19 protein-coding genes are annotated in these 19,485 nt (G+C 70.7%); 8 read left to right on the top strand and 11 right to left on the bottom strand.

What is annotated here, in order from left to right; translation table 11 throughout:
- Positions 1 to 6 precede the first annotated feature (6 nt).
- The 4 genes from CLV46_RS01510 to CLV46_RS01495 are packed head-to-tail and all read left to right on the top strand — an operon-like array spanning position 7 to position 3,596.
- A complete protein-coding gene (locus tag CLV46_RS01510; RefSeq protein WP_425430418.1) occupies positions 7 to 858 on the top strand; it encodes a carbohydrate ABC transporter permease in 852 nt (283 codons plus the stop codon).
- Positions 858 to 2,261, top strand: coding sequence for a glycoside hydrolase family 1 protein (locus CLV46_RS01505; protein WP_100363162.1), 1,404 nt, complete (start codon positions 858 to 860; stop codon positions 2,259 to 2,261). The genes CLV46_RS01510 and CLV46_RS01505 overlap by 1 nt, the downstream gene beginning before the upstream one ends.
- Before the next feature lie 13 nt (positions 2,262 to 2,274).
- Positions 2,275 to 3,288 (top strand): LacI family DNA-binding transcriptional regulator, encoded by a 1,014-nt coding sequence (locus tag CLV46_RS01500; RefSeq protein WP_100363161.1) that lies wholly within the window; start codon positions 2,275 to 2,277, stop codon positions 3,286 to 3,288.
- A 29-nt stretch (positions 3,289 to 3,317) separates the two neighbouring features.
- Positions 3,318 to 3,596: a GNAT family N-acetyltransferase gene (locus CLV46_RS01495; protein WP_100363160.1), complete on the top strand. Its 279-nt coding sequence runs from the start codon at positions 3,318 to 3,320 to the stop codon at positions 3,594 to 3,596.
- 15 nt (positions 3,597 to 3,611) lie between these two features.
- Here the strand turns inward: CLV46_RS01495 and CLV46_RS01490 are convergent, their stop codons facing one another.
- Together CLV46_RS01490 and lplAB are read right to left on the bottom strand one after the other, a co-directional pair.
- Positions 3,612 to 3,902, bottom strand: coding sequence for a hypothetical protein (locus tag CLV46_RS01490; RefSeq protein ID WP_157802187.1), 291 nt, complete (start codon positions 3,900 to 3,902; stop codon positions 3,612 to 3,614).
- 85 nt (positions 3,903 to 3,987) lie between these two features.
- Positions 3,988 to 5,037 carry a lipoate-protein ligase LplAB gene (gene lplAB, locus CLV46_RS01485; RefSeq protein WP_100363158.1) on the bottom strand — a complete coding sequence of 350 codons (1,050 nt, stop codon included), beginning with the start codon at positions 5,035 to 5,037 and terminating at the stop codon, positions 3,988 to 3,990.
- Positions 5,038 to 5,350: 313 nt separating this feature from the next.
- Between lplAB and CLV46_RS01480 the strand changes: the two genes are divergently transcribed.
- Complete coding sequence (locus CLV46_RS01480; protein WP_100363157.1) at positions 5,351 to 6,382, top strand: LacI family DNA-binding transcriptional regulator; 1,032 nt, start codon at positions 5,351 to 5,353, stop codon at positions 6,380 to 6,382.
- Here the strand turns inward: CLV46_RS01480 and CLV46_RS01475 are convergent.
- The 3 genes from CLV46_RS01475 to CLV46_RS01465 are packed head-to-tail and all read right to left on the bottom strand — an operon-like array spanning position 6,372 to position 9,530.
- Positions 6,372 to 7,238, bottom strand: coding sequence for a carbohydrate ABC transporter permease (locus CLV46_RS01475; RefSeq protein WP_100363156.1), 867 nt, complete (start codon positions 7,236 to 7,238; stop codon positions 6,372 to 6,374). The two genes, CLV46_RS01480 and CLV46_RS01475, sit on opposite strands and share 11 nt — an antisense overlap.
- Before the next feature lie 29 nt (positions 7,239 to 7,267).
- On the bottom strand, positions 7,268 to 8,203 hold the full coding sequence (locus tag CLV46_RS01470) for a carbohydrate ABC transporter permease (protein WP_100363155.1): 936 nt from the start codon (positions 8,201 to 8,203) through the stop codon (positions 7,268 to 7,270).
- A 31-nt stretch (positions 8,204 to 8,234) separates the two neighbouring features.
- On the bottom strand, positions 8,235 to 9,530 hold the full coding sequence (locus CLV46_RS01465; RefSeq protein ID WP_245866420.1) for an ABC transporter substrate-binding protein: 1,296 nt from the start codon (positions 9,528 to 9,530) through the stop codon (positions 8,235 to 8,237).
- A gap of 119 nt (positions 9,531 to 9,649) precedes the next feature.
- Between CLV46_RS01465 and CLV46_RS01460 the strand changes: the two genes are divergently transcribed.
- The gene (locus CLV46_RS01460; RefSeq protein ID WP_100365817.1) at positions 9,650 to 10,477 is read left to right on the top strand and encodes an aldo/keto reductase; all 828 of its coding nucleotides are present in this window, start codon (positions 9,650 to 9,652) and stop codon (positions 10,475 to 10,477) included.
- Positions 10,478 to 10,554: 77 nt separating this feature from the next.
- On the opposite strand, the gene CLV46_RS01455 is transcribed toward CLV46_RS01460, so the two are convergent.
- Entirely contained in the window at positions 10,555 to 11,427 is an 873-nt protein-coding gene (locus CLV46_RS01455) for an alpha/beta fold hydrolase (RefSeq protein WP_100363154.1), read from the bottom strand.
- A 174-nt stretch (positions 11,428 to 11,601) separates the two neighbouring features.
- Between CLV46_RS01455 and CLV46_RS01450 the strand changes: the two genes are divergently transcribed.
- A complete protein-coding gene (locus tag CLV46_RS01450; protein ID WP_211282224.1) occupies positions 11,602 to 12,900 on the top strand; it encodes an MFS transporter in 1,299 nt (432 codons plus the stop codon).
- 13 nt (positions 12,901 to 12,913) lie between these two features.
- Here CLV46_RS01450 and CLV46_RS01445 read toward each other — a convergent pair whose 3' ends face one another.
- The 5 genes from CLV46_RS01445 to CLV46_RS01425 all read right to left on the bottom strand — a co-directional run bounded on the left by CLV46_RS01445 (position 12,914) and on the right by CLV46_RS01425 (position 18,090).
- Complete coding sequence (locus CLV46_RS01445; protein WP_211282120.1) at positions 12,914 to 13,576, bottom strand: ThuA domain-containing protein; 663 nt, start codon at positions 13,574 to 13,576, stop codon at positions 12,914 to 12,916.
- Between the two features lie 123 nt (positions 13,577 to 13,699).
- Positions 13,700 to 14,545 (bottom strand): transglutaminase family protein, encoded by an 846-nt coding sequence (locus CLV46_RS01440; RefSeq protein ID WP_100363151.1) that lies wholly within the window; start codon positions 14,543 to 14,545, stop codon positions 13,700 to 13,702.
- Positions 14,542 to 15,471 carry an alpha-E domain-containing protein gene (locus CLV46_RS01435; RefSeq protein ID WP_100363150.1) on the bottom strand — a complete coding sequence of 310 codons (930 nt, stop codon included), beginning with the start codon at positions 15,469 to 15,471 and terminating at the stop codon, positions 14,542 to 14,544. The genes CLV46_RS01440 and CLV46_RS01435 overlap by 4 nt, the downstream gene beginning before the upstream one ends.
- Entirely contained in the window at positions 15,465 to 17,150 is a 1,686-nt protein-coding gene (locus CLV46_RS01430) for a circularly permuted type 2 ATP-grasp protein (RefSeq protein WP_100363149.1), read from the bottom strand. Before CLV46_RS01430 ends, CLV46_RS01435 begins: the two co-directional genes overlap by 7 nt.
- A 40-nt stretch (positions 17,151 to 17,190) precedes the next feature.
- On the bottom strand, positions 17,191 to 18,090 hold the full coding sequence (locus CLV46_RS01425; protein ID WP_100363148.1) for a DMT family transporter: 900 nt from the start codon (positions 18,088 to 18,090) through the stop codon (positions 17,191 to 17,193).
- 403 nt (positions 18,091 to 18,493) lie between these two features.
- Here CLV46_RS01425 and CLV46_RS01420 point away from each other — a divergent pair, with 403 nt between their 5' ends.
- The gene (locus tag CLV46_RS01420) at positions 18,494 to 19,279 is read left to right on the top strand and encodes an NAD-dependent epimerase/dehydratase family protein (protein ID WP_157802186.1); all 786 of its coding nucleotides are present in this window, start codon (positions 18,494 to 18,496) and stop codon (positions 19,277 to 19,279) included.
- Positions 19,280 to 19,485: the final 206 nt, after the last annotated feature.

The raw sequence follows: 19,485 nt of genomic DNA, 5'->3' as shown, positions 1-19,485 counted from the left end.
GCCAAGGTGAATCGCCGCAATCGCGGCGGCGGCATGGCCGGCATCGGCAGCCGCCCCGGCTTCCTCTCCTACGGACTGCTGACCGCAGTGCTGCTCGGCTCGGCCTACCCCCTGTGGTGGTCGTTCGTCGTCGGCTCGGGCACCAATTCGACCCGCGGCGAGACGCTGCCGCTCATCCCCGGCGGCAACTTCTTCGCCAACGCGGCGAAGGTGTTCGACGCGATCCCGTTCTGGCTCGCCCTCGGCAACAGCCTCCTCGTGTCGACGATCATCACCGTGTCGGTCGTGAGCTTCTCGACGCTCGCCGGCTACGCGTTCGCGAAGCTGCGGTTCCGCGGCCGCGACGGGCTGATGATCTTCGTCATCGCGACGATGGCGATCCCGACCCAGCTCGGCATCATCCCGCTGTTCATCGTGATGCGGCAGCTCGGCTGGACCGGCGAGCTCGGCGCGGTCATCGTGCCGACCCTCGTCACGGCGTTCGGCGTCTTCTTCATGCGGCAGTACCTCGTCGACGTGATCCCCGACGAGCTCATCGAGGCGGCGCGGATGGACGGCGCGAACCAGTTCCGCACGTTCGTCAACGTCGCACTGCCCGCCGCGCGACCGGCGATGGCGATCCTCGCGCTGTTCACCTTCATGACGGCGTGGACCGACTACCTGTGGCCGCTCATCGTGTTGAGCCCGCAGAACCCCACCCTGCAGACGGCGCTCGGTCAGCTGCAGTCCGGTTACTACGTCGACTACTCGATCGTGCTCACCGGCGCGATCCTGTCCACCATCCCTCTTCTCGTACTATTCGTCGTAGCCGGGCGGCAACTGATCGCCGGCATCATGCAAGGAGCGGTCAAGGGCTGATGACGAACACCTTCCCCCCGGGCTTCCTCTGGGGCTCGGCGACCGCCGCTGCCCAGATCGAAGGCGCGGCACACGAAGACGGCAAAGAGGACTCCATCTGGGACGCCTACGCGCGCGTCCCCGGAGCGGTCGCCAACGGGCACACCCCCGAGGTCGCCGTCGACCACTACCACCGGATGCCGCAGGACGTCGCGCTCATGAAGCGTCTCGGACTCGGGTCCTACCGCTTCTCCACCAGCTGGGCCCGCGTGAAGCCCGGCGACCGCTTCGTCAACGGGAAGGGGCTCGACTTCTACTCGCGCCTCGTCGACGAACTCCTCGACGCCGACATCCTGCCGTGGCTGACCCTGTACCACTGGGACCTGCCGCAAGCGCTCGAGGAGAAGGGCGGCTGGACCAACCGCGACACGGCGTACCGGTTCCAGGACTACGCCGCCGCGGTGTACGACCGCCTGGGCGACCGCGTGCAGCACTGGACGACGTTCAACGAACCGCTGTGCAGCTCCCTCATCGGCTACGCCGGCGGCGAGCACGCCCCCGGTCGGCAGGAGCCCCGCGCTGCCCTCGCCGCGCTGCACCACCAGCACCTTGCGCACGGCCTCGCCACCGGCGTGCTGCGGGAGCTCGGCGCACAGAACATCGGCATCACGCTCAACCTCACCAACGCGATCCCCGACGACCCGGAGGACGAACGCGACGTCGACGCGGCCCGTCGGCTCGACGCGCTGTGGAACCGCGCGTTCCTCGAGCCGATCGTGCTCGGCCGCTACCCCGCCGACCTGCTCGAGGATGTGGCGAAGTACCGGTTCGAGGAGTTCGTGCAGCAGGGAGACCTCGAGATCATCGCGGCGCTGATCGACTTCCTCGGGGTGAACCACTACCACGACGACAACGTGAGCGGGCGGCCGCTGCCGGAGAACGCGCGGCCGTCGCTGCGCCCGACGGACAAGCCGGGACGTTCGCCCTTCGTCGGCAGCGAACACCTCACCTTCCCGACCCGGCGCCTCCCGCGCACGGCGATGGACTGGGAGGTCAACCCCGACGGACTCCGCACGCTGCTCGTGCGGCTGGGTCGGGAGTACCCGACGCTTCCCCCGCTCTACGTCACCGAGAACGGCGCGGCCTACGACGACGAGGTGTCGGAGGACGGGCACGTGCACGATGCTCAGCGCACCGCCTACATCCGCGCGCACATCGACGCGGTCGCGGCCGCGATCGACGAGGGCGCGGATGTGCGGGGCTACTTCGTGTGGTCGCTGCTCGACAACTTCGAGTGGGCGTGGGGCTACAACAAGCGATTCGGCATCGTGCGGGTGGACTACCGTACACAGGAGCGCATCATCAAGGACTCGGGACTCGAGTACGCCCGCATCATCGCGGGCGAATACGCGCCCAGTCGCTGATCGGAGGTCTCGCATGTCGATCGACCACGGGAGCGCACCGACCCTCGAGAAGGTGGCCGAGCTCGCCGGGGTCTCCCGATCGACCGTGTCGCGCGTGGTGAACGCCTCGCCGCGCGTGAAGCCCGAGGTCATCCGCGCCGTCAACGACGCGATCCAGAAGCTCGGGTACGTGCCCAACCGGGCGGCACGCACGCTCGCCAGCCGGCGCACCCAGGCGATCGCGCTCGTCATCCCCGAGAACACGGCCCGCTTCTTCGCCGACCCGTTCTTCGCCTCCGTGATCCAGGGCGTCGCGTTCCGGCTGGCACAGACGGACTACACGCTCACCCTCCTCATCGCGGCCGAGGGCGACCCGGGCAAGACGCGGCGCTACCTGCAGGGCGGCAACGTCGACGGGATGCTCGTGCTCTCGCACCACAACGACGACGCCTCGTACGTCGATCTCGCCGGGCGGTTGCCGGTCGTGTTCGGCGGCCGGCCGATGAGTCGCGAGAGCGAGAACGTGCACGTCGTCGACGTGGACAACATCGACGCGGCCTCCCGCGCGACCCGCCACCTGATCGAGCGCGGACGCACCCGCATCGCGCACATCACGGGCCGCCGCGACATGGCGGCGGGCATCGACCGCCTCACCGGATGGCGCCGCGCGCTCGATGAGGCGGGCCTTCCGGCGGAGCTCGTCGAGGACGGCGACTTCACGCCGGAGGGCGGCGCGGCGGCGATGCGGCGACTGCTCGATCGCGGCGAGCCCATCGACGCCGTCTTCGCGGCGAGCGACCAGATGGCGTTCGGAGCGCTCAACCTCCTGCGCGAACGCGGCATGAGGGTGCCCGACGACGTCGCGGTGATCGGCTTCGACAACAACTCCTACGCGATCTCCTCGCGCCCCGAGCTCACGACCGTCGAGCAGCCGTCGATCGAGTTCGGCACGGCGATGGCGGAGGCGCTCGTGCGTCTCATCGACGGGGAGGAGGTCGACACCCTCACCCTTTTGCCGACCCGCCTCGTGCAGCGGGCGTCCACCTGAGTTCCAGATTCCGCTTCTAGGTTGATCGCATGAAGGTCGAACACCAGCCCGACGCCGAGCGCTACGCCCTGCTCGACGGGGACGAGGTCGTCGGGATCGCCGACTACGAGATCGACGGCGACGACATCCGCATCCACCACACCGAGGTGCCGCAGCACCGGCGTAACGCGGGACTGGGCGGCAAGCTCGTGCAGGGCACGCTCGACCTCATCCGCACCGACACCTCCTACCGGGTGGTGCCCGCGTGCCCGTTCGTGGCCCGTTTCGTGCGCGACCATCCGGAGTACGCCGACCTCACCAAGCGCTGATCCGGACGCGCTTCGTCAGGCGGAGCGGCGCTCGCGGCTGAGGTCGATCTCGACCCGGCCGGCGTAGACGCCGAGGTCTCCGTCGCCGGGCAGTGGCGCCGGAGCGGGCAGCACCGTCTGGCGGTCGAGCTCGAGCTGCGACTCGTAGCGCGCCGGGTGGAACACCTCGTCGCCGATCACCATCGGGCTCGTGCCCCCGCCGCGGCGGGTGCCCTTGTCGGAGAGGTCGATCCAGCCCATCCGCTGGGCGAGCGCCCCGAGGGCGACGACCGCGACGGCGATGCCGGCGAAGATCAACCAATCCATGACTACGAGCCTAAGCGGCGACCCGGCGGTGGGGATCAACCTGAGGGATGATCCCGCGGCGCGCGTGACCGTACCGGGGTGTCGCTCACGGCACGCGGTAGAGCCACTCCGGCGTCGCGAACTTCTCGCGCACGAGCTGCTCCGCGCGGGCGAGCTCCTCCGGCGTGATGTCGCCGTCGGTCGCGCCATACAGCCCCCGGAAGGTGCCGATCATCTTCTGGATGATCTCGGCGCGCGGCAGTCCGGTCTGGCTGCGCAGCGGGTCCACCCGCTTCGCGGCCGAAGTCGTGCCCTTGTCGGAGAGCTTCTCGCGACCGATGCGCAGCACCTCGGTCATCCGCTCGCCGTTCATGTCGTAGCTCATCGTCACGTGGTGCAGCACGGCACCGCTGCCGAGTCGCTTCTGCGCGGCACCGCCGATCTTGCCCTTGGCGCTCGTGATGTCGTTGAGCGGCTGGTAGAACGCGTCGATCCCGAGCGACTTCAGCGCGACGATCACCCACTCGTCGAGGAACGCGTACGAGTCGGCGAAGCTCATGCCCTGCACGAGCTCGCTCGGCGCGTAGATCGAGTAGGTGATCACGGAGCCGGCCTCCATGAACATGGCTCCGCCGCCGCTCACCCGGCGCACGACGTCCATGCCGTACTTGGCGGCGTTGTCGAGGTCGACCTCGTTCTTCACCGACTGGAAGCTGCCGATGACGACACCCGGCTGCTCCCACTCCCAGATGCGCAGGGTCGGCTGGCGCCGGCCGGCGCCCACCTCCTCCGCGAGCACCTGGTCGAGCGCCATCTGCAGCACGGGCGGATAGGCGGCCCCGTGCACGAGTTGCCAGTCGTAGTCGGTCCAGCTGGATGCGCGGGCGAGCGCGCGGCGCACGGTCGTCGCAACCGCTTCGGGGCTGAAGCCGAGCAGTTGCGCGCCCTCCGGCAGCGACCGGCGCACCGCATCCGCGATGGTCTTCGCGTCGGAGTCGGCGGCGAGCCCGTTCACGGCCCGGTCGATCGCCTCCAGGGCGCTGTCGGGCTCGAGGAAGAAGTCTCCCGCGAGACGGAAGTTCGAGATCCGCCCGTCTTCGACATCGAGGTCGACCACCACGAGCTTGCCCCCGGGCACCTTGTATTCGCCGTGCATGCGGTCAGCCTACTTCCGGCCGCTGCACGGCTGCGGTGCGTCTCGCGCACAGCGAAACCCGGGCGTGGACCGCCGCCCGCGGCGGGCACACCGGGCGGGGACGCGGCCTCCCTGCACCTCCCCGACAGTGACAGCGGATCCGCCACCGACACGCCGCGCCCGCCGGGCGGACACGCCGACCGCGGCCCGGAACATCCGCGCTCAGCGCCGCCGGACGACTGGGTGGACTCCCGGCGGACCCCGTGCGGTCCACCCGAGAACAGGGGGTTCGGAGGGAGGTGGACGGCGCGACACCCGGCGGTACCCTTCCGTCATGGGCCGGGTGACGCTGCAGGATGTGGCGGAGCACGCCGGCGTCTCGATGAAGACCGTGTCGAACGTCGTCGCCGGATACCGGCACGTGAGCCCCCGGATGCGCGAACGGGTGCAGGCCGCGATCGACGAACTCGGCTACCGTCCGAACCGATCGGGACGCAGTCTCGCGACGGGCCGCTCGAGCATGCTCGCGCTCGCCTTCCCCGACCTGCGGCGGCCGTACTTCGCCGAGCTCGCCCACGTGTTCGCCCGGGTCGCCGACGCGCGCGGCTACCGCCTGCTGCTCGCCGAGACGGGCGGCACCGCGGACGGGGAGCGGGCGGTGCTGCACGACCGCGAGTCGGGCACGATCGACGGGATCGTCATCCACCCGCAAGCGCTCAGCGCTGCGGAGCTGGACGAGTTGAGCGACGGGACCCCGATCGTGTTCCTCGGCGAGGACCCGCAGCCGATCGGGGCCGACCAGGTGGCGGTCGACAACGTCGCCGCGGCCGAGACCGCCGTCGACCACCTGCTGCGATCCGGCCGCCGCCGGATCGGGTTCCTCGGTCACGAGGTGGGCACCCTCTCGCGCACGTCGGCCCTGCGCATCCGTGGTTACCGGAACGCCCTCGAACGCGCGGGGCTCGCCTTCGACCCGGCACTGCTCGTGCCCCGCACGGACGGCGACGCCCCCGGTGCGGAGGAGGCCCTCCACGCGGCGCTCGGCCGGGGCGTGGCGCCGGACGCGCTGTTGTGCCGCGACGATCTCGCCGCGATCGGCGCGCTGCGCGCCCTCCGGCGCCACGGGCTCGAGGTGCCGGCGGATGTCGCGGTCGTCGGGTGGGACGCGATCGACCTCGGGGCGAGCACCGCGCCGAGCCTCACCTCCGTCGCCCCCGACACCCGCACGCTCGCCGAGCGTGCGCTCGACCTGCTGCTCGAGCGTCTCGACGGGCTCACGGAACCGGGTCGGCACGTGACCGTCGGCCACGGGCTGGTGTTCCGCGAGAGCGCGCCGGAGGTGCCGGGCTCCGCGATCAGTGCTTGACCGCTCCTTGCGTGATGCCGCTGATCACCCAGCGCTGGGCGATGAGGTAGACGATGATCGTCGGCGCCATCGCCATCAGGTACGACGCGAATGCGACGTTGTAGTTCGTGCCGAACTGGCTCTGGAAGATGTTCTGCACGACCGGCAGCGTCTGCAGCGCCGGGTCGGCGGTGATGAGCGACGGCAGCATGAAGTCGTTCCACGACGCGAGGAAGGCGAAGATCCCGACCGTGGCGTTCATCGGTCCGAGCAGGGGCAGGATGATCCGCCGGAAGATCTGCCACGTCGTCGCACCGTCGATGCGGGCGCTCTCCTCGAGCTCGATCGGGATGGAGCGCAGGTAGGCGGTGTAGAGCAGCACGCTGAACGACAGTTGGAACATCGCGTGCAGGATGCCGACGCCGATCGGGTTGTCGAGTCCCGTCATCGCCGTGAGCTGGATCTGCGGCAGCGCCACCACCGGGAACGGCAGGAAGAGCGCGGCGAGCAGGTAGAACAGCGACCACCGGAAGAGCCGCCGATCCCAGTTGCGCACGATCGCGTACGCCGCGAGGGAACTGAGGAACAGCGTCAGCACGACCGTGATCGCGGCGACGGCGAGGGAGATGCCGAACGACACGGGGAACCGCGTGAGCTCCCACGCCACCGCGAAACTCTGCGGATTGAACGGCGCCGGCAGGGCGAAGGCTTCGCCGTCGACGGCCTGCTCGCTCGTCTTGAACGCCATCGAGAGGGTCACGTACAGCGGCGCCAGCACCGTGAGCGTGGCGAGCAGGAGCAGGATGGTGAGCGGCCAGTTGGTGCCGCCCAGCCGGCGCCGGCGCGCGGCGCCGCGGGGGGCGGCGGGGTCGCTCATCCGGGGGCGGGGAGGGGCTTCGACGGAGGTCACAGTCGGATGGTCCTTCCGCGGGTGACGAGCAGCTGGGCGACCGAGATGATCACGGTCACGATGAAGAAGATGGTCGCGTTCGCCATCTGGTACGCGTAGTCGCCGCCGGTGAACCCGCCGAAGATGGCCATCGCGACGCTGCGGGTGGAGGTGCCGGGCCCACCGCCGGTGAGGCCGACGATCACGTCGTAGACGCCGAGGTATCCCTTCACCCCCAGCACGGTGTTGATGAGCACGAAGCCCGCGATGAGCGGGAGGGTGATGGAACGGAACTGCGTCCACGCCGAAGCACCGTCGAGGGAGCTCGCCTCGTACAGGTCGCCCGGGATGGAGGTGAGCCCGGCCGTGTACACGAGCAAAGCGCCCGGGATGGTCTGCCAGGCCGAGACGGTCACGATCGACAACCACGCGAGATCCGGGTTGCCCAGGATGCTCTGCTCGAGCGGCGCGAAGCCGACGGCGCTCGCGAAGGCGGGCAGCGAGTTCGAGAACAGGAAGTTGAAGACGTACGCGACGACGATGCCCGACAGCACCATCGGGATGACGAAGATCGTGCGCAACGGTGCGGCGAAGCGGATGCGCTTGGTGAGCGCGACCGCGAGGGCGAGGGCGATCACCTGGGCGATCACGACGGTCACGACCGCGAAGCCGAGCGTGAACCCGTACGACCCCAGGATGTCGGGGTCCGAGAAGAGCGCCGTGTAGTTGCGCAGCCCGAGCAGCGACCACGAGCCGTACCCGACGTAGTCGGTGAAGCTGTAGAAGATGCCGATCACGGCGGGCACGACGACGAATCCGGTGAACAGCAGGAGGGCCGGCACGAGGAACAGGTAGTAGATCGGCTCGATCCGCCGGCGCGAGCGGGAACGGGTGCGCACGGGCGGCCCCTCCTGCTGCACGGCGACCTCGGCGAGCGGGGTCTGCAGGGTCATGGGCGCTCCTCCTCGAGCTGGGTCGTGCGGGTCATACCGTGGCCCCCCGTCCGGCGACGCGCCGCCAGTCGGCGTCGAGCTTGCGGAGCATCGCCTCGAAGTTCCCGCTGCGGATGGCCGCCTGCAGGTAGTTGCCGAGCGGGATGGAGTTCGGCACGAACGTGCCGGCCCCCTGGTAGAACGCGGCGTCGTCGATGTACGGCTGGAGGCCTGCGACGCGCTCGTCCTGCTGCGGCGGCGCGCCTTCGGTGGTGGAGTAGGCGAGATTGTCGTTGTTGTACGCCTCGATGATGTCGGGGCGCATCAGGAACTCGACGAGCTCGCGCGCCTCGTCCTGGTGGCGCGACTGCGTCGGGATCCACAGACCGAGGTCGATGTTGACGCGCGCCTTGCGGTCGGCCGGATCCTCCGACACCGGCAGGGCGAACGTGCCGATCGGCAGGTCGGGATCGACGAGGGCGATCTGGCTGAGTGCCCAGGGTCCCTGGAAGTACATCGCCGCCTCGCCCTTGCCGAACGCGAGGTTGCCGTCGGCGTAGGAGCGCACCGCGTGGTCGGGGTTGAAGAACGTCGAGATCGTCTTCGCCCGCTCCATCGGCACCGCGAAGTCCTTCTCGAACGAGACCTCCGCATCCGGACCGACCTCGGTGCCGAGCTCCTTCATCTTGCGGAAGAAGCTGCCGGTGTCGATGAGGCTGCCGACGGAGTAGTCGAACAGCCCCTGCCACAGCGTCCAGGTGTCGCGATCGGTCGCGTAGATGGGCGTGATGCCGGCGCGCTGCAGCTCTTCGCACACGTCGACGAACTGCGACCACGTCTCGGGCACCGGCAGCTGCAGCTCGTCGAAGATGCGCTTGTTGTAGATGACGCCGGCCGCGGCGAGCGAGTACGGCAGCACGCTCGTGCGGCCGGGGAAGGTGGCGTACTGGTCGGTGAGGTCGGAGATGTCGGTGCGGATCCGCGCCGCTGAAGGCAGGTCGGAGAGGTCGGTCAGCACGCCGCGCTTGATGTAGCGGGCGAGTTCCAGGTTGTTGTTGAAGCACCCGACGTCGGCGGGCTCGCCGCGCACGAACTGCGGTGCGATCGCCACGGTGGTGTCATGGACGACGCGGATGCCGGGCTGCTCCTTCTCGAACCGGCGCAGCAGTTTTCCGAAGTACTCGATGACCTCCGTCTTCTGCTCGTAGAAGCGGAGCGTCGTCGTGCCTCCGGAACCTGACGTGGCGCACCCGCTCACGCCGAGCGCGGCGGCCGCCGCAGACACCGCGAGGAACGAGCGACGACTCACCAGGGCGGGACGACCGGGAGCAGGATTCACGTGCGACATCTCCTTCGACAGCAGCGGGAGAGAATTTACAGCGCTGTAAAGAACTGGTCAAGGCCGTGGCTCGGATGCGCGGTGCGAGCGCGCAGGTGACCGGCCGGTCCGAGAGCTAGCGTGTGGGCATGATCCCCTCGCTCACACTCAACGACGGCCGCTCCATCCCGCAGCTCGGACTCGGCACCTGGCCGCTCGACGACCAGGCGGTCGAGGTCGCGGTCGCGACCGCTCTCGAGCTCGGCTACCGCCACATCGACACGGCGGTGAAGTACGGCAACGAGACCGGCGTGGGTCGCGGCATCCGCGCCTCCGGCGTTCCGCGCGAAGAGGTGTTCGTCACGACGAAGCTCGACGGGGAGTATCAGGGCGACGACCGCGCGGTCGACGGTCTTCGCGCCTCTCTCGCGCGCCTCCAACTCGACTACGTCGACCTGCTGCTGATCCACTGGCCGCTGCCGCGGAGGGGCGAGTTCGTGAGCACCTGGCGCACGTTCGAGCGCCTGCAGCAGGACGGGCTCGTGCGATCGATCGGTGTCTCGAACTTCAAGCCCGCGCACCTCGACGTGCTCGTGGCCGAGACCGACGTGGTTCCCGCGGTCAATCAGATCCAGCTCTCCCCGGCCATCCAGCGCACGCAGCAGCGCGCCTACGACGCCGAGCACGGCATCGTGACCGAATCATGGAGCCCGCTCGGCGGCCAGTCGGGCGATCTGCTCGCCGCACCGGTGCTCGCCGACGTCGGCGACAAGCACGGACGCACGCCGGCGCAGGTCGTGTTGCGCTGGCACGTGCAGAACGGGCTCGTCGTCATCCCGAAGTCGGGCGACCCCGAGCGGATGAAGAAGAACCTCGCGATCTTCGACTTCGAACTCGACGCCGACGACCTCGCCGCGATCGACTCGCTCGACGAGGGCCCCGACGCGGGCGTCGACTCCGACTCCACCGGGCACTGAGCCCGAGGTCCGACGCTCTCGCACTGCCTCTTCGGTGAGTTGCGGGCGTCGACGACGGGCGTTCTCGGCGCTCCGCGTCAGCGGCGGGGCGGCAGGTGGGCGTCGAGCCAGGCGACGAGATCGGCGACGACCTCATCGCGGTTGGTCTCGTTGAAGACCTCGTGCCGCGCCTCGGGATAGACGAGCACCTGCACGTCGCTCAACGCGCTGCGCCGAAGGTAGTCCGCGGCGAGCCGACGCGAGCTGGCGACACCGCCGAAGTAGTCGTCGTCGCCGACCATGATGAGCAGCGGGATGTCGGCGTCCATGCGCCCGGGACGACCGTAGACCCGCAATCCGTCGATGATGCCGAACAGGCGCAGGGCATCCGCCTCGAAGGTCAGCGGGTCGTCGAGGAACGCCTTCGCGACCTCGGCGTCGCGGCTCAGCCACTCCGCGCCCGTGGTGCCGAGGTGGGCGTGCCGCTTGTTGAGGTTGCCGGCGCGCATGTATCCGGGCATCCGGTATGCGGTGCCGCTCAGCACGGCCGCGGCGTAGTCGCCGGCGTGCCGGGTGAGGGTGATCTGCGCGAGCAGCGAACCCCACGAATGCCCGACGAGCACGATGGGCACATCGGGGTTCCGCTCGCGGATGAGCGCGGTGAACTGGGTGAGCACGGCCGCCGCCGCGGGCGTGCCGCCGGGACCGAGCTTGCCCAGCCGGGTGCGGTCGCCGCCCCACTGCCCGAGTCCCGTCTGCCCGTGACCGCGCTGATCGTTCGCGTAGACGGTGTAGCCCGCATCGACGAGCTCTTGAGCGAGCACCGCGTATCGCAGCGCGTGCTCGCCGAGCCCGTGCGAGAGCTGCACGATCGCGCGCGGCTTGCCCACGCGCCACTCGTAGAAGTGGATGTCGACGCCGTGCGCGTCGGTGAAGACGTCGTCGCGTCGGGTCGCGGTGAATCTGGGCATCGGGAGCTCCTCACCCTCAGTGTAGAACCGGGCGTGCGCTGAGAGCCGGGCGAGCACGCGCCGCGGGATGCCTACCCTGGATCGGGTCATGGTGCGAACGGATGCGGTGGGGGCGGCGGAGCCGCGGCTCATCCGGGAGCCCCGAGCCGCGGGGCGGCGTCGATCGTGAGCGCGATGTTCCGCTCGTTCTCGAGCGTCAACTACCGCTTCTGGTTCGCGGGGGCGATCGTGTCGAACGTGGGCACGTGGATGCAGCGCACGGCGCAGGACTGGATCGTGCTCACCGAGCTCACCGACCACGACGCGATCGCGGTCGGGATCACGATGGCGCTGCAGTTCGCCCCGCAGCTCGTGCTCGCGCCCTGGACGGGTCTCATCGCCGACCGGGTGGACCGCCGCAAGCTGCTCGCCGGCACTCAGACCGCGTCCGCTCTGCTCGCCGCCCTGCTCGGCGTGCTCGTGCTCACCGGCGTCGCGCACCTGTACCACGTCTACGCCCTCGCCCTGCTTCTCGGGGTGGCCGCGGCGCTCGACGCTCCCGCGCGTCAGACGTTCGTGGCCGAGCTCGTGACCGACCGCGACCTGCCGAACGCCGTGGCGCTGAACTCCGCGTCGTTCAACGGCGCGCGCCTCATCGGGCCGGCCGTCGCGGGCGTGCTCATCGCGCTCGTCGGGTCCGGATGGGTGTTCATCATCAACGCGGTCAGCTACGCCGCGGTGCTCGGCTCCCTCGCGGCGCTGCGCTCCGACACGATGCGTCCGATGCCGCGCGCCCCGCGCGAGAAGGGGCAGATCCGGGCCGGTTTCGCGTACGTGCGATCGAGGCCCGACGTGGTCACGATCCTCGTGATGGTGTTCCTCGTGGGCACCTTCGGCCTCAACTTCGCGATCTTCACCTCGACGATGGCGACGGTCGAGTTCGGCCGCGGTGCGACCGAGTTCGGGCTGCTGTCGTCGATCATGGCGGTCGGCTCGGTCGCGGGCGCGCTGCTCGCCGCGCGACGTGATCGGCCCCGGATGCGCATGGTGATGCTCGCCGCAGCGGGCTTCGGGGCGACCTGCACGCTCTCGGCGTTCATGCCGACCTACGAGACGTTCGCCGCATCCCTCGCCCTCATCGGGCTGTGTTCGCTCACGATGATGACGAGCGCGAACGCCTACGTGCAGTCGACCACCTCACCCGCGCTGAGGGGTCGCGTCATGGCGCTGTACATGGCGATCTTCATGGGTGGCACGCCGATCGGGGCGCCGCTCGTCGGCGCGGTCGCGAACGCGTTCGGTCCGCGCTGGGCGCTCGGGGTCGCGGCGGCGTCGGGTTTCGTCGCGGCGGCGGTGTGCCTCGGCTGGCTCGCGCGGCATCACGAGGTGCACTGGCGCGAGGTCGGGCATCCGCGCCGTCTGGTTCAGCGGTTGCGGGCGCGCGGACCGCTCACCGGCGCGATCGCGGTGGTCGAGGCGACCGGCGAACGCTGACGGTCGACGCGGCTCAGACGCGCAGCACCGAGGCGATGCCGCCCCACACGTGCTCGCGGAAGGCGGGGTCGCCCCACGTCTCGGACGCGTGCCCGAGGGCGGTGTACCAGGTGCGCCCGTCGCCGTAGGTGCCCGCCCAGGCGAGCGGATGATCCTCGCCCATCGCGAACTCGCCGACGTCGTACTGCGACTCGTCGACGGAGAGCAGCACCCGCACGCGCTCGCGCGGCGACCGCTCGAACGAGTACCACTCCTCCGCGCGGCTCCACCCCCGCGGGAGGTGCGCGGTCGACGGATGCGTCGCATCCTCGACCCGGATGGTGGCGGTCATGCCCTGGTCGGCGGGGTGGCCGCTGAACCGCGCGCCGACGATGTCCTCGAACTCGGGCCACCCCTTCTCGCTCGCGGAGGCACCGTGCACCCCGGCGAAGCCGCCGCCGGCGCGCAGCCACGCCGCGAACGCCTCCCGCTGGGCGTCGTCGAGCACGTCGCCGTCGGTGCTGAGCCACACGACCGCGGCGAACCGGTCGAGGTCGCCCGCGAAGACGCTCGGGTCTTCGGTGTGCTCGACGTCGTGTCCGTGGTCGGCGGCGAGCTCCACAACGGCTTCGACGCCGGGCTCGATCGACTCGTGTCGGTATCCGGTGGTGCGGGTGAAGACGAGGATGCGCGCCATTCCGCCATCCTGCCGCCCGGCATGCATCCGGCGGCCGTGCTCCCAGCAGACGCGCGTGTTCTCCGCCGCGTGACGGCGGCAAGAAGCTCCGCGGCGGGCGGCCACGCCGCGCACGCGCGCGCGTCAGGAGACGCGTGTGATCTCCACGGTGACGAAGAGCTGCGACGACCGCGGGCCGGCGTAGACGCCGCGCAGCGGGGAGACGTCCGCGTAGTCGCGGCCGTGCCCCACCCGCACGTGGCGGTCGCCGATGTCGATGAGGTTCGTCGGGTCGAAGCCGCGCCACTCGCCGCAGAACCACTCCACCCAGGCGTGCGACTCTCCGGCGACGGTGCGCCCGACCTCGGCATCCGGCACCGGATGCAGGTAACCCGACACGTAGCGCGCCGGGATGCCGACCGAGCGCAGGGCGCCGAGGGCGAGGTGCGCGATGTCCTGGCAGACGCCGCGACGGTGCTCCCACGCCTCCGCCGCCGTCGTGTGCACCCCGGTCACGCCCGGCATGTACTCGACCGCCTCGCCGATCGCGGTGCAGATGCGCAACGCGGCGTCGCACGGACCGTACGCGGTCGCCGCGAGGTCGCGGGCGAGGTCGGCGACCTCGGCGGGCGGATCGGTGCGGCGGGTCTGTGCGAGCTGCTCGACATAGGCGAGGTCGAGTTCCGCCGTGCGGGCGAGGTCGTCCCAATCCGCCTCGTGCGGCGGGTGGGTGCGCTGGCGCACCTCGATGAGACTCGTCGCGGTGAGCGAGAGCTCGCGGTGCGGGGTGAGGATCTCGAACGACCGCACGCGCGTGCCCCAGTAGTCGGTGTAGCTGTGCGTGTTCGTCACCGGGGAGATCTCGAGCCGGGCATCCAGCACCAACTGCCCGTCCGAGGAGGCCGGCAGCATGCGCGCCTCGTTGTACGACGCGGTCGCCTCGCCCTCGTACCGGTAGCCGGTGAGATGGCGGATGCGCAGCCGCTTCACGAGGCCTCCCCCACCCAGCTCGGCGCGGCGTTGGTCGGGAAGTACCGCCGGCGGATGGCCTCGCTCGCGGCGCTCGTGGCCGACTGCACGTCGTCCATGTGCCGCGGCAGGTCCTCGAGGATGTCGCTGATCGGGCGGTACTCGAGCTCGCTGCGGATCTGGCCGAGCAGCCGCTGCGCCTGATCGCCCACCCCGATGCGGTCGGCCCGGGGCTCGAGCTCGCGCAGGCACGCCTCGGCGCGGGAGACCGCGAAGAGGATGCTGCGGGGGAAGAGCCGATCGTGCAGCAGGAACTCGGCCGCGTTCCGGGCGCTCGGCACCCCGCGGTAGGTGCGCAGGTACGCCTCGTAGGCGCCGCAGCTGCGCAGGATCGTGGTCCAGCTGGGCCCGGACGCCTCCGTGAGGGCGCGGGTGGCGAGCAGCCGGGCGGTCATGTCCGCCCGCTCGAGGCTGCGTCCGAGGGTGAAGAAGCTCCACGCCTCGTCGCGGCTCGTCGACGACTCGATGATCCCCACGGCGAGCGCCGCCCGCTCACGCACCCAGGCGAAGAACTCGTGCACCTTGTCGCTCGCGACCTTGCGCGGCATCCGCGCCCGGGTGGTGTTGAGCACCTCCCACAGCTCCGTACTCACGATCTCGCGCGCGCGACGGGCGTTCTCGCGGGCTGCGCCGAGGGAGTAGGCGATCGACGCGGGGTTGCCGCGGTCGACGGCGAGGATCGCGAGCACGTCGGCGCGGGTGAGTTCGGCGTCGTCGGGCACCTCGCTGCCCATCACGCTCAACAGCGACCGGCAGGCGAGGTTCTCCTCGATCCACGGGTCTTCGAGCAGCAGTTGCAGGTGCACGTCGAGGATGCGCGCGGTGCCGTCGCTGCGCTCGATGTAGCGCCCGATCCAGAACAGTGACTCGGCGATGCGGCTCAGCATGAGGCTCCCCCCTGCGATGCGTGGATGTCCCGGTCAGCGCCCGGTTCCGGCGGTAACCCCCGACGGCGGTTCCCGTCGCGGCCTTGCTGCTGTTGTTGCTGCTGATCCCGCTGCGGCGCGTCCTGCGGGTTGTGGTCCTGCCGGTGCTCGCCCGGGACGATCGGGATGCTCTGGGTGACCGACGCCTGCTCCGCGACGAGACCTTGGATGTCGTGACCCGACGCGACGATCGGGTCGCGACCGACGACCCAGGTGTCCTTCGATCCGCCGCCCTGCGAGCTGTTCACGACGAGCTGGCCCTCCGGCAGCGCCACCCGCGTGAGCCCGCCGGGCAGCACCCACACGTCGTTGCCGTCGTTCACGGCGAACGGTCGCAGGTCGGCGTGCCGCGGCCGCATCCCCTGGTCGACGAGGGTCGGGATGGTGGAGAGCTGCACGACCGGCTGGGCGATCCACCCGCGCGGGTCCTTCTGCAGTCGCGACCGCAGCGCATCCAGTTCGGCGGCGGACGCGGCGGGTCCGACGACGAGCCCCTTGCCGCCGGAGCCGTCGACGGGCTTCACGACGAGTTCGTCGAGCCGGTCGAGCACCTCCTCGAGCGCGCCCGGTTCCTCGAGGCGCCAGGTCTGCACGTTGGGCAGGATGGGCTCCTCCGCGAGGTAGTAGCGGATGAGGTCGGGCAGGTAGGTGTAGACGAGCTTGTCGTCGGCGACGCCGTTGCCGACGGCGTTCGCGATCGTCACGTTGCCGAGACGGGCCGCGAGCATGAGTCCCGGAGAACCCAGCATCGAGTCGGCGCGGAAGATGAGCGGGTCGAGGAACTCGTCGTCGACCCGGCGGTAGATCACGTCGACCCGGCGGGGGCCGGAGGTCGTGCGCATGAACACCCGACCGCCGGAACAGAACAGGTCGCGGCCCTCCACGAGCTCGACGCCCATCAGACGTGCGAGGAGCGTGTGCTCGAAGTAGGCGGAGTTGTACACGCCGGGGGTCAACACGACGACGGTGGGTTCGTCGACCCCTTCCGGCGCCGAGGCGCGCAGCGCCTGCAGGAGCTTGTGCGGATAGTCGCCGACCGGCCGCACGCGCATCGACACGAAGAGCTCGGGCAGCGTCTGCGCCATCACCCGCCGGTTGGAGATGACGTAGCTCACCCCGCTCGGCACGCGCACGTTGTCTTCGAGCACGCGCCACGCGCCCTGCTCGTCGCGGATGAGGTCGATGCCGGAGACCTGGATGCGCACGCCGTTGGCGCTCACGATGCCCGCCGCCGCGCGGTGGAAGTGACTCGAGGAGCTGATCAGGCGGGCGGGGATGACGCCGTCGCGCACCGCGCGCTGGTGCGAGTAGATGTCGGAGAGGAACGACTCGAGCGCCCGCACCCGCTGTTTCACGCCGGCTTCGACGGTGCGCCACTCGTCCTGCTCGATCACCCGGGGCACCGCATCGAGCGGGAAGGGGCGTTCCTCGCCGGCGAAGTCGAACGTCACCCCTTGCGCGAGATACGAGCTCGCGAGGGCATCGGTGCGTCCGCGGAGCTCGTCTTGTGTCATCCGCGCGAGTGCGGCGTGGATCTCCCGATAGCCGGAGCGCGCCCGGCCGGGCGCGGCGAACATCTCGTCCCACGCGCCGGTTGCGCGTGTGGAACTCGCCCCGTAGCCCTCGAACAGGTCACCCATGCCCCGACGATACGGGCCGGATGTTGCGGCGTTGTTTCGCTCACACGACAGTCGGCTGTCGCACAGATCCGCGATCCCGATCGAGGGCGCTGAGGCCGATCGAGACGAGCAACAGGGCGGCGCCGACCCATTGCAGGGGGCCGAGGGTCTCGTCGTACAGCACCACGGAGAGCGCCGTCGCGGTGAGCGGTTCGAGCAGCGCGACGATGCTCGCCGTCGCGCTCGAGCTGCCGGCGAGGCCGGCGAAGAAGAGGCCGTAGGCGAGCGCGGTCGGCACCGCGGCGAGGGCGATCAGCAGCGTGACGGATGTGGGGGTGGCCGCGAACGCGAGTCCGCCGGCCGGCAGGGCGAGCAGGGCGAGCAGCACTCCCCCGCCGGTGAACGCGAACGCGGGCACCGCCATCGGCGAGACGCCGGCGACCGCGTGCTTGCCCACCACGGTGAAGAACGCGAACGCGAGTCCGGAGGCGAGGGCGAGCAGCACCGAGGTGACGTCCTGCTCGCCGGGCGCGACGGTGCCGATGAGCAGGGCGAGGCCCGCCACGGCGAGCACCGCCCGCGCGAGCGCGAGCGCCCCGGGCATCCGCCGGTCGCGCAGCGCCTCGATCAGCAGCACGAACAGCGGCGCGGACCCGAGAGCGAGCAGGGTCGCCATGCCGACGTCGCCGAGGGACACGGCGCCGAAGTAGCAGCCCTGATACGCGGCCGCGAGCACGGCGAGGGCGGCGATACCGCGCCAGGCACGCGCGCCCCGCGGCATCCGCCCGCGGCGCGCCAGGTGGAGCGCGAGCAGCAGCAGTCCGCCGAACACGAGCCGGCAGGCGGCGACGGTGAGGGCGCTCGCGTCGGCGACGGCGCCCAGTTCGCGGCCGAGCACGCCGCCGGTGCCCCAGCAGAGACCGGCGACCACGAGCGCGAGGAACGAGGTGCGGGATGACATCGGGCGACTCCGGGGTCGAAGGGCGGGGCTCGTTCCTGCGTCCGACGGTAGCGGACGGCGCGGCGGCGCCTCCGCTGGTCGAGTAGTCGTTGTCGCCGCCCGCGGAGGGGAGGTCTCGATACGGGCGCCAGGGCGCCCTACTCGACCAGCGGTGCCCAGGCGCACGCGCGGCACCCTCTACCCGCCGGTCGAGTAGGCGCGGCGGAGCCCGCCGTATCGAGACCCCCACGCGAACCGCCTGCGGAAGGGAGGTCTCGATACGGGCGCCCTACTCGACCAGCGGGACTCAGCCGCATCCTGGACGTTCGCTCAACGAAAGCGGGGGGCGCGTTGCACGTGTGTTGAGCATCCCGGAAGCATGAATCGCGAAGCCGCGGTCCGTTCCCCGCGGCACGGGAGCACCATGAGCACCATCGTCGTCACCGGAGCCGGAGGCCGCATCGGTCGCGCCGTCTCGCCCCTTCTCGAACGCCCCGACCGCGAACTGCGTCTGCTCGAGGCACCCGGGGCGGGCGGCGACGTGGAGGGGGTCATCGAGGGCGACATCCTCGACCGCGATTTCCTCGCGCGCGCGTTCGAGGGCGCCGACACGGTCGTGCACTTCGCCGGCTTCCCGAGCGAGCGCGAGTGGGACGAGCTCAACGACACGAACATCACCGGCACGCGCCTCGTGCTCGAGGCGGCGCGGGACGCCGGGGTGCGGCGGGTGCTGCTCGCGAGCTCCATCCACGCCGTCGGCCTTGCGACGGCCGCCGAGGCGCGCGCGACCGATCTGCTCGCGCCCCGCCCCGACACGTACTACGGCGTGACGAAGGCCGCGATGGAGCTGCTCGGCGCCGTCGTGTCGCACCGCACCGGCATGTCGATCGTGTCCGTGCGCATCTGCGCGTTCAACACCGAGCCGTCGCCCGACTTCCTGCCGATCTGGTTCTCGCCCGGCGACATGGCGCGGCTCATCGAGGCCGTGGCGCAGCTCGACGACGGACAGCACCACATCGTGTGGGGCGTCTCCGCGAACGAGTCGGCGTGGTTCCCGCTCGGCCCCGGCAAGGCCATCGGGTTCGAGCCGCTCGACGACGCCTACGCGTGGGCGCGCGAGCGCGGCATCGAGCCGGGCGACATCGCGCCGATGGGCGAGCCGCTCGGCGGGCAGTTCACCACGTGGCAGCTCGGGGTGCCGCGCGACTGACGCACTGCACTCGCCACGCTCGCCACGCTCGCCTCGCTGAGGCTCGGCTCGCCGAGCCCGCGAAGGTTCCGCTCCAGGCGGTGCCGCTCACCTTTCCGGATGCGCGGGAAATGATCCCGGCATGCGGAAGGGTGCGCGGCGGGCGGCACCCTTCGACAGGCTCAGGGAGCGAGTGTCATCGGGGTGCCCCCTTCGACGGGCTCAGG

It is taken from the genome of Diaminobutyricimonas aerilata, assembly GCF_002797715.1.
Taxonomy (GTDB): domain Bacteria; phylum Actinomycetota; class Actinomycetes; order Actinomycetales; family Microbacteriaceae; genus Diaminobutyricimonas; species Diaminobutyricimonas aerilata.
This window is presented reverse-complemented; position numbering and strand designations above follow the sequence as displayed.

What these genes read in the sequence shown, in the direction of transcription:
- CLV46_RS01505 (WP_100363162.1), top strand. Translation starts at nt 858, where the DNA reads ATGACGAACACCTTCCCCCCGGGCTTCCTCTGGGGCTCGGCGACCGCC.
- CLV46_RS01500 (WP_100363161.1), top strand. Translation starts at nt 2,275, where the DNA reads ATGTCGATCGACCACGGGAGCGCACCGACCCTCGAGAAGGTGGCCGAG.
- CLV46_RS01495 (WP_100363160.1), top strand. Translation starts at nt 3,318, where the DNA reads ATGAAGGTCGAACACCAGCCCGACGCCGAGCGCTACGCCCTGCTCGAC.
- CLV46_RS01490 (WP_157802187.1), bottom strand. Translation starts at nt 3,902, where the DNA reads ATGGATTGGTTGATCTTCGCCGGCATCGCCGTCGCGGTCGTCGCCCTC.
- lplAB (WP_100363158.1), bottom strand. Translation starts at nt 5,037, where the DNA reads ATGCACGGCGAATACAAGGTGCCCGGGGGCAAGCTCGTGGTGGTCGAC.
- CLV46_RS01480 (WP_100363157.1), top strand. Translation starts at nt 5,351, where the DNA reads ATGGGCCGGGTGACGCTGCAGGATGTGGCGGAGCACGCCGGCGTCTCG.
- CLV46_RS01475 (WP_100363156.1), bottom strand. Translation starts at nt 7,238, where the DNA reads ATGAGCGACCCCGCCGCCCCCCGCGGCGCCGCGCGCCGGCGCCGGCTG.
- CLV46_RS01470 (WP_100363155.1), bottom strand. Translation starts at nt 8,203, where the DNA reads ATGACCCTGCAGACCCCGCTCGCCGAGGTCGCCGTGCAGCAGGAGGGG.
- CLV46_RS01465 (WP_245866420.1), bottom strand. Translation starts at nt 9,530, where the DNA reads ATGTCGCACGTGAATCCTGCTCCCGGTCGTCCCGCCCTGGTGAGTCGT.
- CLV46_RS01460 (WP_100365817.1), top strand. Translation starts at nt 9,650, where the DNA reads ATGATCCCCTCGCTCACACTCAACGACGGCCGCTCCATCCCGCAGCTC.
- CLV46_RS01455 (WP_100363154.1), bottom strand. Translation starts at nt 11,427, where the DNA reads ATGCCCAGATTCACCGCGACCCGACGCGACGACGTCTTCACCGACGCG.
- CLV46_RS01450 (WP_211282224.1), top strand. Translation starts at nt 11,602, where the DNA reads ATGTTCCGCTCGTTCTCGAGCGTCAACTACCGCTTCTGGTTCGCGGGG.
- CLV46_RS01445 (WP_211282120.1), bottom strand. Translation starts at nt 13,576, where the DNA reads ATGGCGCGCATCCTCGTCTTCACCCGCACCACCGGATACCGACACGAG.
- CLV46_RS01435 (WP_100363150.1), bottom strand. Translation starts at nt 15,471, where the DNA reads ATGCTGAGCCGCATCGCCGAGTCACTGTTCTGGATCGGGCGCTACATC.
- CLV46_RS01430 (WP_100363149.1), bottom strand. Translation starts at nt 17,150, where the DNA reads ATGGGTGACCTGTTCGAGGGCTACGGGGCGAGTTCCACACGCGCAACC.
- CLV46_RS01425 (WP_100363148.1), bottom strand. Translation starts at nt 18,090, where the DNA reads ATGTCATCCCGCACCTCGTTCCTCGCGCTCGTGGTCGCCGGTCTCTGC.
- CLV46_RS01420 (WP_157802186.1), top strand. Translation starts at nt 18,494, where the DNA reads ATGAGCACCATCGTCGTCACCGGAGCCGGAGGCCGCATCGGTCGCGCC.